Source organism: Shinella zoogloeoides (assembly GCF_030733845.1).
Classification (GTDB): Bacteria; Pseudomonadota; Alphaproteobacteria; order Rhizobiales; family Rhizobiaceae; genus Shinella; species Shinella zoogloeoides_C.
In genome coordinates this window covers 2,969,217-2,982,265 of record NZ_CP132311.1, presented here as the reverse complement: position 1 = coordinate 2,982,265, position 13,049 = coordinate 2,969,217, and the positions used below count along the sequence as shown (strand labels likewise).

12 protein-coding genes are annotated in these 13,049 nt (G+C 65.7%); 4 read left to right on the top strand and 8 right to left on the bottom strand.

Annotated features, from left to right (window positions below):
* The first annotated feature begins 31 nt into the window (after positions 1–31).
* From Q9316_RS15660 to Q9316_RS15650, 3 genes are read left to right on the top strand one after another with little or no spacing between them, the layout of a single operon-like run.
* Positions 32–1,192, top strand: a complete 1,161-nt coding sequence (locus tag Q9316_RS15660; RefSeq protein WP_306032503.1) for an ABC transporter permease — start codon at positions 32–34, stop codon at positions 1,190–1,192.
* Positions 1,189–2,127, top strand: coding sequence for an ABC transporter ATP-binding protein (locus Q9316_RS15655; RefSeq protein ID WP_306032502.1), 939 nt, complete (start codon positions 1,189–1,191; stop codon positions 2,125–2,127). Before Q9316_RS15660 ends, Q9316_RS15655 begins: the two co-directional genes overlap by 4 nt.
* Positions 2,124–2,870, top strand: a complete 747-nt coding sequence (locus tag Q9316_RS15650; RefSeq protein WP_306032501.1) for an ABC transporter permease — start codon at positions 2,124–2,126, stop codon at positions 2,868–2,870. Before Q9316_RS15655 ends, Q9316_RS15650 begins: the two co-directional genes overlap by 4 nt.
* Here Q9316_RS15650 and Q9316_RS15645 read toward each other — a convergent pair.
* The 8 genes from Q9316_RS15645 to Q9316_RS15610 all read right to left on the bottom strand — a co-directional run bounded on the left by Q9316_RS15645 (position 2,867) and on the right by Q9316_RS15610 (position 11,602).
* Positions 2,867–3,184: a Dabb family protein gene (locus Q9316_RS15645; RefSeq protein ID WP_306032500.1), complete on the bottom strand. Its 318-nt coding sequence runs from the start codon at positions 3,182–3,184 to the stop codon at positions 2,867–2,869. The genes Q9316_RS15650 and Q9316_RS15645 overlap by 4 nt on opposite strands.
* Before the next feature lie 8 nt (positions 3,185–3,192).
* Positions 3,193–4,848, bottom strand: a complete 1,656-nt coding sequence (locus Q9316_RS15640) for a GMC family oxidoreductase (protein ID WP_306032499.1) — start codon at positions 4,846–4,848, stop codon at positions 3,193–3,195.
* Between the two features lie 194 nt (positions 4,849–5,042).
* A complete protein-coding gene (locus Q9316_RS15635; protein WP_306032498.1) occupies positions 5,043–5,819 on the bottom strand; it encodes a 3-ketoacyl-ACP reductase in 777 nt (258 codons plus the stop codon).
* Entirely contained in the window at positions 5,816–7,324 is a 1,509-nt protein-coding gene (locus Q9316_RS15630; protein ID WP_306032497.1) for an FAD-dependent oxidoreductase, read from the bottom strand. Before Q9316_RS15630 ends, Q9316_RS15635 begins: the two co-directional genes overlap by 4 nt.
* Positions 7,325–7,333: 9 nt before the next feature.
* Entirely contained in the window at positions 7,334–8,449 is a 1,116-nt protein-coding gene (locus Q9316_RS15625; protein WP_306032496.1) for an ABC transporter ATP-binding protein, read from the bottom strand.
* A 5-nt stretch (positions 8,450–8,454) separates the two neighbouring features.
* The gene (locus Q9316_RS15620; protein WP_306032495.1) at positions 8,455–9,336 is read right to left on the bottom strand and encodes a carbohydrate ABC transporter permease; all 882 of its coding nucleotides are present in this window, start codon (positions 9,334–9,336) and stop codon (positions 8,455–8,457) included.
* The gene (locus tag Q9316_RS15615) at positions 9,333–10,214 is read right to left on the bottom strand and encodes a carbohydrate ABC transporter permease (protein WP_306032494.1); all 882 of its coding nucleotides are present in this window, start codon (positions 10,212–10,214) and stop codon (positions 9,333–9,335) included. Before Q9316_RS15615 ends, Q9316_RS15620 begins: the two co-directional genes overlap by 4 nt.
* Before the next feature lie 176 nt (positions 10,215–10,390).
* On the bottom strand, positions 10,391–11,602 hold the full coding sequence (locus Q9316_RS15610; protein ID WP_306035329.1) for an ABC transporter substrate-binding protein: 1,212 nt from the start codon (positions 11,600–11,602) through the stop codon (positions 10,391–10,393).
* A gap of 458 nt (positions 11,603–12,060) precedes the next feature.
* Between Q9316_RS15610 and Q9316_RS15605 the strand changes: the two genes are divergently transcribed.
* Positions 12,061–13,026, top strand: a complete 966-nt coding sequence (locus Q9316_RS15605; protein ID WP_306035328.1) for a LacI family transcriptional regulator — start codon at positions 12,061–12,063, stop codon at positions 13,024–13,026.
* Positions 13,027–13,049: the final 23 nt, after the last annotated feature.

The window sequence follows — 13,049 nt, the reverse complement described above, 5'->3', positions numbered from 1 at the left end:
CGGGGCGGAGGGTTTTCCCCGAAAGGCGTTCATGACGTTGCGGATCGACAAGCTCGGCGTGGTGATCGCCGCATTGCTGGCCTACGGCGCCTTCCTGGCGCCGTTCGCCAATTTTCGCGCCAACCGCATCGTGCCCGGCGAGGCGCGGCCGGTCCTCGATGCGCTGCCGGCCGGCCTCGGTGCGGCGCTTCTCGCCTTCGTCGCCGTCGCCGTCGTCCTCATCGTGCTGCGCACGCCGACCGTGTTCCGGCTGATGCTCGGACTTGTGGGGCTGTTTGCGCTTGCCATTCTCATCGGCCTTTCCGCCGGCCACCTGACGCCGCCGGAAAACACCTATGCCCGCGTCTCGCCGGCCTCCGGCTTCTGGCTTACGAGCTTCGCCTTCGCGCTCCTGACGGCCGACGCGCTCGCCCGGCTGAAGCTCTCGCCGCTCGCCCGTGTCGCGCTGCTCGCCGCCGTCGCCGCCGCTGTCGCCGCGCTCCTGATGTCCGGGGCATGGGACGGGCTGTCGATCCTCAAGGAATATGGCAGCCGCGCGGAGACCTTCTGGCTGGAGGCGAGCCGCCATGTGGTGCTGGCGCTCGGCTCGCTTGCCGCCGCGACGCTCGTCGGCCTGCCGCTCGGCATTCTCTGCCACCGCGTGGAGGCGCTGCGCGCCGGCGTGCTCAATGTGCTGAACATCATCCAGACGATCCCGTCGATCGCCCTCTTCGGCCTGCTCATCGCCCCGCTCGGCTGGATCGCGCTCAATGTTCCGGGCGCGTCCGCCATCGGCATCCGCGGCATCGGCGCGGCCCCCGCCTTCGTCGCGCTCTTCCTCTATTCGCTGTTGCCGGTCGTCGCCAACACCGTCGTCGGCCTTGCCGGCGTGCCGCGGGATGCGAACGATGCGGCGCGCGGTATCGGCATGACGGACCGGCAGCGCCTCTTCGGCGTCGAGCTGCCGCTCGCCTTCCCGGTCATTCTCACCGGCATCCGCATCGTGCTCGTGCAGAACATCGGCCTTGCCACCATCGCCGCGCTCATCGGCGGCGGCGGCTTCGGTGTCTTCGTCTTCCAGGGCATCGGCCAGACGGCCATGGACCTCGTGCTGCTCGGCGCGGTGCCGACCGTGGCGCTCGCCTTCGCCGCGGCCATCGTGCTCGATGCCGCGACCGAACTTTCCAATTCCAAACCCGGCAGGGCCGCATGATCGAGATCGACAGCATCACCAAGCGCTACGGCGATACGACCGTCGTCGACGATGTCTCGATGAGCATCGCGCCGCGCACGATCACCGTCATCGTCGGCACGTCCGGCTCCGGCAAGACGACGCTGATGCGCATGATCAACCGGCTGGTCGAGCCGACCTCGGGAAAGATCCTGATCGACGGCGAACCCAACGACGCCATTCCCGGCTACGAGCTGCGCCGCCGTATCGGTTACGCCATCCAGGGTCACGGCCTCTTCCCGCATCGCACGGTCGCCGAGAACATCGCTACCGTGCCGGCGCTGCTCGGCTGGGAAAAGAGCCGCATCGACGCCAAGGTCGAGGAATTGCTGACGCTCTTCCAGCTCGATCCCGCCGCCTTCGGCCCGCGTTATCCGCATGAGCTCTCGGGTGGTCAGCAGCAGCGCGTCGGCGTCGCCCGCGCGCTTGCCGCCGAGCCGAACATCCTCCTGATGGACGAGCCCTTCGGCGCGCTCGATCCGGTCATCCGCGCCAAGGCGCAGGACGATCTCCTGGCGATCCAGAAGCATTTCGGCACCACCATCGTGCTCGTTACGCACGATATGGAGGAGGCGTTCCATCTCGCGGACAAGATCGCCGTGATGGACAAGGGAAAGATCGTGCAATACGCCGCGCCCGAGGAGATGCTGGTCAATCCGGCCACCGATTTCGTCGAGACGCTGATCGGCGCCGGCGAGCGGCCGTTCCGGTTGCTGTCCATCGGCACGGCGGGTGACGCCGCGGAAACCGGCACGGCGGAGGGCGAACCGCTCGCCGCGGGCACCAGCCAGCGCGAGGCGCTCTCGGCGCTGCTCTGGTCGGGCCGCGAGGCCCTGCCGGTCGTCGGCGCGGACGGCGTGCCCCTTGGCCGTATCACGCTTGCCGGCCTTGCCCGCCGTGCTGCGAGGCCGCAATGAGGCGGTTCCTGCCCAATCTGCTGCGACTGGCGGCGCTCGTTCTGCTGATCGCCTTCCTCGTCCAGCCCATGCTGTTCGAGCCGCTGCTGAAGCCGCTGGTGCAGGCCAATGCGCCGGCCGTCTATAATCAGGGCAGCCTGCTGTCGCTGACGCTGTCGCACCTTGCCACGGTCTTCACCGCCACATTCGCGGCGACCATCGTGGCGGTCGGCCTTGCCATCCTCGTCACAAGGCCCATTGGCGCGGAGTTCCTGCCGCTGTCACGCAGCCTCGTTAATATCGGCCAGACCTTCCCGCCGGTCGCGGTGCTGGCGCTCGCCGTGCCCGCCGTCGGTTTCGGCGAGAAGCCGACGCTGATCGCGCTCTTCCTCTACGGCCTGCTGCCGATCTTCGAGAATGCCATGACCGGCCTTTCCACCCTGCCGCCGGCCATCGTCGAGGCGGCGCGCGGCACGGGCATGACGGCCTGGCAGCGGCTGACCAAGGTGGAGGTGCCGCTCGCCCTGCCGGTCATTCTCGCCGGCATCCGCCTTTCGGTGACGATCAGCCTTGCCACCGCCACCATCGGTTCGACGGTCGCGGCCAAGACGCTCGGCGAGGTCATCATCGCCGGCCTGCAATCGAACAACCTCGCCTTCGTGCTGCAGGGCGGCCTTGTCGTCGCCGTGCTGGCGGTGCTGATCTACGATGCCTTCTCCGCCCTCGAACGCGTGCTGGCGCGCCGGGCCGGGCGGGCGAGTTAGTCGTCGGTTTCCAGGTCGTAGACGAGAATGCCGGCGATGCCGCCTTCCGCAGCCGCCACTAGCCGGCTCCCCGTCTGCTTGTGCTCGGAATCCTCCAGATAGGCGTCACGCGCGAAACTGTCGGCGAAGTCGACGATGAATCCGTCGCTGAAACCCTTGTCCATGCCCTCTTCCGGGCTGACATTGGTGCCGATATGCACGGCCAGCATGCCGGGCAGGCGATGCTTCAGCCTGTCGATCTCGTCGAAGAGCTCGGTCTTGTAGGCCACCGAAATGGTCGGCTTGAAGTGGATGAAGACGCAATGGCGGATCATGATGGCACCTATCGGATGTCGGCGCGGGCGCGTGGGCGCGCATCGTTGCGCTCGTATTGAAAGACCTGGGCCGGCAGCGCCGGCAGGCCGCGGATGATGTCCGCGCCCTTCTCGCCCACCATGATGGTCGGCGCATTGGTGTTGCAAGAGGGAACGCGCGGCATGACGGAACTGTCGCAGACGCGCAGACCTTCAAGGCCATGCACCTTCAAATCCAGCCCGACGACGGCATCCGCCCCCGTACCCATCTTGCAGGTGCCGACCGGGTGGTGGTCGGTCTTGGCATTGGCACAGCCGTAGTCGAAGAGCTCTTCGTCGGTCATCACCTTCGTTCCCGGCAGGCGCTCGGCCATGACATAGGGCTTCAGCGCGGCCTGCTGCATGATCTCGCGGGCGATCTTCAAGCCCTCGATTGACATCTTCCGGTCGTGAGGGTCTTCCCAGTAGTTCGGGTCGATCAGCGGCGCGGCGGACGGGTCCGCCGAGGCGAGGCGCACCGTGCCCTTCGAGCGCGGATGTAGATAGGCGGAGTTCAGCGTCACGCCGGCATTCTTCAGCCTTTCGACGCCCGCCTCGATGCCCGAGCCGAGGCCGAGATGGAACTGGATGTCCGGCGAACGGGCTTCGGCATCCGCATACCAGAAACCGCCCGTCTCGAAGAGCGAGGAGGCGACGGGGCCGGAGCGGAACAGCACATATTGCAGGCCGGCCCAGAGCGTGCGGTGGAGTTTTGCGACGCCGTCATAGGTGTGGTCGCCGGTGCATTCCGAGATGACGAAGAGGTCGAGGTGGTCCTGCATGTTCGAGCCGACGCCCGGCAGGTCGTGCTTTACCGGAACGCCCACCGATCTCAGGTGATCGGCCGGGCCGATGCCGGATTGCTGCAGCAGCTTCGGCGAACCGATGGCGCCGGAGGAGACGAGCACCTCGCGCTCCGCCCGGATCGTCTCGACGCCCTTGGCCGTCGCCACCTCGACGCCGACGGCGCGCGTGCCTTCCAGCACGATGCGGGCGACACGGGCGCCGGTGCGGATCGTCAGGTTCTCGCGATCCTTGATCGGCGAAAGATAGGCGAGCGAGGCGGAGGAGCGGCGGCGGTTGCGCTGGGTCAGCTGGTAGAAGCCGACGCCGGCCTGCTGGCGGCCGTTGAAATCGTGGTTGTAGGGAATGCCGAGTTCCTGGCCGGCGCGGATATAGGCATCGCAGATCGGCAGCGCCGAGACCGGCATGGAAACACCGAGCGGCCCGCCATAGGCATGATAGTCGTCGGCAAAGCGCTGGTTGTCCTCGGCGCGCTTGAAATAGGGCAGGATTTCCCGGTAGCTCCAGCCCTCGCAGCCGTCTTCGCTCGCCCAGAGATCGTAGTCCGCGGCATTGCCGCGGGTATAGAGCTGCGCGTTGATCGAGGAGCCGCCGCCGATCACCTTGGCCTGCGTATAGCGCAGCACGCGGCCCTTCATGTGCTTCTGCGGCACGGTCTCCCAGCCCCAGCTGGCGACGCCCTTGGTCATCTTGGCAAAGCCCGCCGGCATGTGGAACAGCGGGTTCCAGTCCCCGCCACCGGCCTCCAGCAGCAGCACGCGCACGGTCGGGTCTTCCGAAAGCCGGTTCGCCAGCACGCAGCCGGCAGGGCCGGCGCCGGTGATGATGTAGTCGTAGGTCATGCCGTTTTCCTTAGGTTCCACAGCGGCGTTTCATGTTGGCCGATACCTTGCCTCGACCCCTTCTCCCCTCGGGGAGAAGGGGGCCCGAAGGGTCGGATGAGGGGGAAGTCCCCTCCGCCGTCCCCCTCATCCGCCTGCCGGCACCTTCTCCCCGAGGGGAGAAGGGGGACTTTCCGCAACCGCTTTTCCCTCTGTCAAAGCCGCCCGATGGCGAGGCCGCCGTCGAGATTGATCACCGAGCCGGTGGCGAAGGCGAACTTGCCGGTTGCAAGTGCCGCCGCGGCATTGCCGATATCGTCAGGCTCGCCCCAGCGCTTCATCGGCACGAGGCCGCCGTCGATCAGCGCGTCGTATTTCGCCGAAACGCCGGCGGTCATGTCGGAGCGGATGATGCCGGGGCGGATTTCGAAGACGGAGATGCCGGTCTCGGCGAGCCGCAGCGCCAGCCCCTGGCTGAAGGCGGCAAGGCCGGCCTTGGTCATGCAATAGTCGAGCCGTTCGGGCGAGGTGAGGCCGGCCGAGACGGAGGTGATGTTGATGATCGAGCGCGGTCCCGCGGTCTTGGTGTGCAGCATCGCCTTCAGCACGGCCTGGGTGAAGAAGACGGTGCCGCGCAGGTTGGTGGCGACGATCGTGTCGAAATGCTCCGGTGAAAGATCGAGGAAATCGCCGCGCACGACGGAGGCGATGCCGGCATTGTTGACAAGGCAGCCGATGGCGCCGAGCCGATCCTCGATGGCCGCGACGGTCGCTGCATGGCCGGAGAGATCGGCAAGGTCGCCCTTGAGATAGATCGCCCGGCCGCCGAGCGCGGTGAGTTCGCCAAGCATGGTGTCGGTCGCGCCATCACTGTCGCCGATGCCGGTGATAGCGATGTCGAAACCCTCAGCCGCGAGGGCTTTGGCGATGCCGAGGCCGATGCCGCGGCGGCCGCCGGTGACGATGGCGACGGGGCGGGCTGATGTCGTCATGCGGCAAGGTCCCTCGATTTGATGTGGTCGGCGACGCGCAGCGCCTGTGCGGCGACGGTCAGCGCCGGGTTCACCGCGGCCGAGGTCGGCAGGTAGGAGGCGTCGACCACGAAGAGGTTCGGATGGTCGTGCGCGCGGCACCAGATGTCGAGCGGCGCCGTTGCCGGATCGCTGCCGATACGCACGGTGCCGCATTGATGCGAGGGCGTGCGCTTGTCGAAGGCGCGGGCGAGCACGACCGGGAAGCCCGCCTTCTTCAGCGCGGCCTTTAGCTTCGCCACGAGGTCGAGATGGGCCTGCCAGTTGGTGCGCGTCCATTTCATGACGATCCGGTCGCGGTCGACCATGATGCGGCTTTCGGGATGCGGCAGGTCTTCGCTCATGGCGTAGAAATCGATGGCGCGGGCTGCGACCTGTTCCAGCAGCCATTCCGGCATGGAGGGCATGTTGGCCTTGAGGATCTTGCCGGAGACGCGGCCGAGGAGCTGCACATTGCCGAGCGGCGGGCCGCCTTCGCCGTCCGAGAGGTAGTAGTCGTTGAAGCCGAAGCTCTTCTGGTAGACGGAGGTGTTGCGGTAGAAGGGCGAGAGGCCGATGACGGCGCTCGAATTGTGGTTCATGAAGTTGCGGCCGACCTGGTCGGAGCTGTTGGCAAGCCCGTTGGGGAAGGCCTCCGAGGCCGAGCGCAGCAGCAGCACGGCCGATTGCACCGCGCCTGCCGAGAGAACGACAAGTTTCGGCGAAACACTCTCCGCCTCGCCGCCGCGCATGTAATGCACGGTCGAAATGCTGCGGCCGTGCGGGGCGGTGGCGAGCCGTGTCACCCGGCAATTGGTGCGCAGTTCGACATTCGGATGTTTCAGCGCCTCGGCGAGCGCCGTGGTCTCCGCGTCCATCTTGCCGTCATTGCTGTTGGGATGCGCGTCCCACGGCGTCTTCGCCTTGGCGAGCCAGCGGTCGATGTCGATGCCGAGCGACAATGAATAGGGGTGCAGCCCGTTCGCCTTCAGCTTCGCACGGACCTTCGCGATGGCGGGCTCGTCCGGTACGGGCGGGAAGGGGTAGGGGGCCGAATGGTGCGGCTCGGTCGGATCCTCGCCGAGTGTGCCGCGCACATTGTAGAGTCTTTCCGCTGCCGAATACCACGGCTCCAGCTCCTCGTAGGGAAAGGGCCAGGCGGGCGAGATGCCGTCGCGGTGGCGCATCTCCTCGAAATCCTCGCGGCGATAGCGCACCAGCACCGCGCCGTAGAATTTCGAATTGCCGCCGACATTGTAGTAGTTGCCGGGGTTGAAGGCGGTGCCATCAGCCTCGTACCACATCTCCTTCGGGCGGAAATGGCCGCGCTGGAAGATGGCGCGCTGGTCGCGGTTCTCCGGCAGGTCGGGCAGGTGGTCGCCCGCTTCCAGTATGACGATCCGTGCGCCCGTCGGGGCGAGTGCGGCGGCCATGGTGGAACCGCCGATGCCCGATCCGATGATGACGATGTCCGGCTGCGTGGTCATTGCAAAATCTCAGGCGATGCGAAGCTGGCTGGCGGGGTCGAAGAACACCGCCTTGTCGAGGTTGAAGGCAAGGCGCGCCGTCTGGCCGGCGGCGATGCGCACGTCGGCGCGCAGGCGCGCCACGATCTGCTTGCCGCCGAGATGGGTGACGGCGAAGGTATCGGCGCCGGCGGGCTCCACCACCTCGATCAGGCAATCGCCTTCGCCGATGGTGCGGGCGTTGCGGTCCGCACCATCAGGGTCGGTGAGGGCTTCCGGGCGGATGCCGAAGATCACGTCCTTGCCGCTATAGGCGGCAAGCCCGCCGGGCGCATTGGGCACGGCAAGCACCAGCGGCTCGGCCTGATGGCGGGCAAGCGAGACGGCGACGCCCGAGCCGTTGTTCTCCACCTTGCCCTGCAGCAGGTTCATCGCGGGCGAGCCCATGAAGTCGGCGACGAAGGTATTGGCCGGGTTGTTGTAGATCTCCGAGGGCGAGCCGAACTGCTGGAGCACGCCGTCCTTAAGCACGGCGATCCTGGTGGCGAGCGTCATGGCCTCGATCTGGTCGTGCGTCACATAGACGATGGTGGTCTTCATGCGCTGGTGCAGGCGCTTGATCTCGGTGCGCATGTCGACGCGCAGCTTCGCGTCTAGGTTCGACAGCGGCTCGTCGAAGAGGAAGAGCTTCGGGTCGCGCACCAGCGCCCGGCCCATGGCGACGCGCTGGCGCTGGCCGCCGGAGAGCTGGCCGGGCTTGCGGTCGAGCAGATGGCCGATCTGCAGCATGTCGGCGACCTCCTTGATCGCCTTGTCGCGCTCCTCCTTCGGCACGCCGCGGATTTCCATGCCGAAGGCGATGTTCCCGGCGACCGTCATGTTCGGGTAGAGCGCGTAGGACTGGAACACCATGGCGATGTCGCGCTTGGAGGGGTGCAGGCCGGCGACCGAGCGGCCGTCGATGGCGATCTCGCCCGAGGTGATCGGCTCCAGCCCGGCGATCGTGTTGAGCAGCGTGGACTTGCCGCAGCCGGAGGGGCCGACCAGCACGAGGAAACCGCCCTGCTCGATCTCGATATTGATGTCCTTCAGGATTTCGAGCGCGCCGTAGGATTTGCGCAGGTTGCTGATCTTGAGGAACGACATGAGCGTTATCCTTTCACGGCGCCGGACATCAGGCCGCGCACGAAGTACCGTCCGGAGACGATGTAGACGATGAGGGTGGGAAGCGCGGCGAGGATCGCGCCGGCAAAGTGCACATTGTATTCCTTCACGCCGGTCGAGGAGGAGACGAGGTTGTTGAGCGCCACCGTCATCGGCGTGGTGTTCGCGCCGGAGAAGGAGGCGCCGAACAGGAAGTCGTTCCAGATATTGGTGAACTGCCAGATGACCGAGACGACGATGATCGGCCCCGAGGACGGCAGCAGGATGCGGTAGAAGATCTGGAAGAAGCTCGCGCCGTCGATCTGCGCCGCGCGCACCAGCTCGGTCGGGAAGTTTTCGTAGTAGTTGCGGAAATAGAGCGTGGTGAAGCCGATGCCGTAGACGACATGCACCAGGATCAGGCCCCAGAGCGAGCCGGCCAGGCCCAGCCAGCCGAGGATGCGCGCCATCGGGATCAGCACGATCTGGAACGGGATGAAGCAGGAGAGCAGCAAGAGGCCGAAGAAGACGTTCGAGCCCTTGAACTGCCACTTGGTCAGAACGTAGCCGTTGAGCGCGCCGACGATGGTGGAAATGGCGACGGCCGGCACGACCATCAGGATCGAGTTGATGAAGAAGGGGCGAAGGCCGGTCGGCTGCACGCCGATCTGTGCCGTCGACCAGGCTTGCAGCCAGGGCTCGATCGTCCAGACCTGCGGCAGGTTCAGCATGCCGCCCTGGCGGATTTCCTCCAGCGGCTTCAGCGAGTTGACCAGCATCACGTAGAGCGGCAGCAGGTAGTAGACCGCGAACAGGATGAGCGCGGTGTAGATGAGGGCGCGCGTCAATCTGTTGTGCGAGATGACGTTGTCGGGGTTCTGGGCGCTCATCGGCCTTTGCCTCCGCGAATTTCGGAATAGAGGTAGGGGATGATGATCGAGAAGATCATGACCAGCATGATGATCGCCGAGGACGCGCCGATGCCCATCTGGTTGCGGGTGAAGGTGTAGGAATACATGAAGGTGGCCGGCAACTCGGTCGCCTGTCCCGGCCCGCCGCCGGTCAAGGCGACAACGAGGTCGTAGGCCTTGATGGCAAGGTGGGCGAGCACCACGAAGGCGGACAGGAAGACCGGGCGCATCAGCGGAATGATGATGCGGCGGTAGATGGTGGAGGTCGAGGCGCCGTCGATCTGCGCGGCCTTGATGATCTCGTTGTCGACGCCGCGAAGACCGGCGAGGAACATCGCCATGACGAAGCCGGAGGATTGCCAGACGGCGGCGATCACCACGCAGTAGATGGCGTAGTTGCGGTCCTTGATCCAGTTGAAGGCGAAGCTTTCCCAGCCCCAGAGGTGCATGGTGTTCTCAAGCCCGATGCCGGGATCGAGGAACCACTTCCAGGCCGTGCCCGTCACGATGAAGGAGAGCGCCATCGGGTAGAGATAGATCGGGCGCAACAGGCCTTCGGCGCGGATCTTCTGGTCGAGCAGGATGGCGAGCGCCAGGCCAAGCACCGAGCAGATGACGATGTAGAGCGAGGCGAAGATCGCCAGATTCGAGATCGCCCGCCACCAGTGCGGCAGCGCCCATAGCTTGGTATAGTTGCTCAGCCCCACGAAATTGTAGGAGGGCAGCATCCTGCTGTCCGTCAGCGACAGGAAGCCCGTATAGGCGATGAAGCCGTAGACGAAGACGAGCACGATGAGGAAACTGGGTGCCAGCACGAGCTTCGGCAGAAGCTCCTGCAGCCGGCTTCGGCTATCCATGGTCGTTACCACCGTTGTTGTGCGGTTGTGCGGTTCAGGGGCAGTAGCCCCTCACCCTAACCCTCTCCCCGCAAGCGGGGAGAGGGGATTGGGCGGCGCGGCATTCTTCCTTCTCCCCGCTTGCGGGGAGAAGGTGCCGGCAGGCGGATGAGGGGCAAGCCCCCAGCCTCTTTTGCTTACTTCGCGCCTTCGACGGCGGCCTTGAGTTCCTCGACGGCTTCCTCGGAGGAGAGCTCGCCGTTGAACTGGCGGGTCACGACGTCGTAGATCGCGTTCTTGACGGAGGCCGGGTTGGCGTGGCCGTGCGCCATGGAGCCGAAGAGCGAACCGTTGGTGTTGGCTTCCGCAAGGTCCTTGATGGCCTTCTTGCCGCAATCGTCGAACGCTTCGTCCGACACGTCCGTGCGGGCCGGGGCAGAGCCCTTGACCACGTTGAAGGCCGACTGGAAGGTCGGGCTCTCGATGGCGGATGCCATGACGAGCTGGGCCGGAACCTTGTCCTCGGCGACCTTGAACATCGCGAACTGGTCGGAGTTGAAGGTGACGGAGCCCTGCGTGCCCGGGAAGCGCATGCAGACGAAGTCCGTACCCGGCTTCTTGCCGGCCTTGATGAACTCGCCCTTCGCCCAGTCGCCCATGAACTGCACGCCGGCTTTGCCTTCGATGACCATGGCGGAAGCAAGGTTCCAGTCGCGGCCCGAGAAGTTGTCGTCCACATAGGAGCGCAGCTTCGTCATGCGGTCGAAGGCTTCCTTCATCTGAGGGCTGCCCAGCGTTTCCGCATCGAGGTCGATGAAGGCCTTCTTGTAGAAGTCGTTGCCGAAGGAGAGCACGACCGCGTCGAAGATCGTCGCGTCCTGCCACGGCTGGCCGCCATGGGCGACCGGCGTGATGCCCTGTTCCTTGAACTTGTCGAGGAGGGCAACGAGTTCGTCCCAGTTGGTCGGCTCCTTGCCGCCGGCCTTGTCGAGCGCGGCCTTGTTGACCCAGACCCAGTTGGTCGAGTGCACATTGACCGGCGCGGCGATCCAGTGGCCGTCATACTTGGAGAACTGCTGCAGGGCGGTCGGAATCACCTTGTCCCAGCCTTCCTTGGCGGCGACTTCGTCGAGGTTGCCGAGCGCGCCTTCCTTGGCCCAGTCGAGAATGTCGAAGCCGAGCATCTGCACCGCGGTCGGCGCGTTGCCGGCCGTGACGCGGGCGCGCAGCACCGTCATGGCTTCCGTGCCACCGCCGCCGGCAACCGGCATGTCGGTCCAGGAGATGCTTTTGGTCTCGAGGTCCTTCTTCAGGACGTCGAGGGCCGCGGCTTCACCGCCGGAGGTCCACCAGTGCAGGACTTCCACGTTTTCGGCTGCGCGCGCGGCCGTGCCGCCCATGCTCATCATCACCGCGGCGATCGCGGTGGTTGTCAGAAACTTGCGCATCGTATTCCTCCCGTTTGCAAGTTCGTGGGCGAGAGCCTCCTCCCGCCGATTTCCCCGAGGCCCTTGCGGGCGCCGGAATTATGTCTGCGGCTCAAATTGCCGTGCCAATTTAAAACGTTGTAAATTTGCGGAGTCAAGTCGCCGAGGCACGCGGCCGCCATCGCTTTCGCAAATGCGGTAAATTCAGGTGCCTCACGAAGTTTACGTAGTTTTCGATACCTGCTGCGCCGCAATGAAATCGTTTTAAATTCTGTGCAGCGCAAGATTGCCGAAGGGATGGCTCGCCGGTATGGTGCCGCCGATCGACTACCGCAATCCGAAGAACCGTATCCGTGTCCCGCATCGAAAAAACCACCGACAGCGAACCCGCCCGCAGCACGGCCCGAGCCGGCAAGCCGACGCTGAAGACCATTGCCGAAATGACGGGACTGGCGATCACCACGGTTTCCCGGGCGCTCGGCAACGCGCCGCAGATTTCCGAGGCGACGCGCCGGCGCGTGCACGAGGTCGCCGCCGAGATCGGCTATCTGCCGGACCGCGCCGCCCAGCGCCTGAAGACCGGCCGCACCAATGTGGTTTCCGTCCTGCTCGATCCGCACGAGGAAATCCTCGGCTTCGGCACGTCGATCATGCACGGCCTTGCCCGCGCGCTGCAGACGACGCCCTATCACCTCATCGTCACGCCGAACTTCCTCGACGGCAGCAATGTCGATGCGGTCAACTACATCATCCGCAACGGCATGGCCGACGGCCTGATCTTTTCGCGCACCGAGCCGTTCGATCCGCGCGTGCGGCTGCTCCTGGAAAACGGCTTTCCCTTCGTCACGCATGGCCGCACGGAATTCTCCACCCCGCATGCCTTTGTCGACTACGACAATTTCGCCTTCGCCTACGAGGCCACCAAGCGGCTGATCGTCAAGGGCCGGCGCAAGGTCACGATCGTCCTGCCGCCGAAGCGGCTGACGTTCAACCAGCACATGCTGCACGGCTTCATGACGGCGGTGCGCGAGGCCGGCATCGCCTACGAGATCCCCGAAGACCTCGACCTCGACAGCCCCGCCGACATGATCCGCGACTACATGCGCCGCCGCAGCACCGAGCCGGACCCGCCGGACGGGTTCGCCTGTCCCGGCGAAGTCTCCGCGCTCGCCACGATCACCGGCATGAGCGACAACGGCCTTTCGCTCGGCGTCGAATATGACATCGTCGCCAAGCAGACGTCGCGGCTCCTCAGCCAGATCCAGCCGAAGGTCGAGACGATCTACGAGGACCTGACCGCGGCGGGCGAGGCCATGGGGAGGCTGCTGTTGAAGCGCATCGCCGGCGAACCCATCGCGGACCTTGCGATCCTCCAGAGCCCGCAATTCAGCTTCCCGACGCCCTGAGCGGGCGGCGGAGCCGGTCCCTG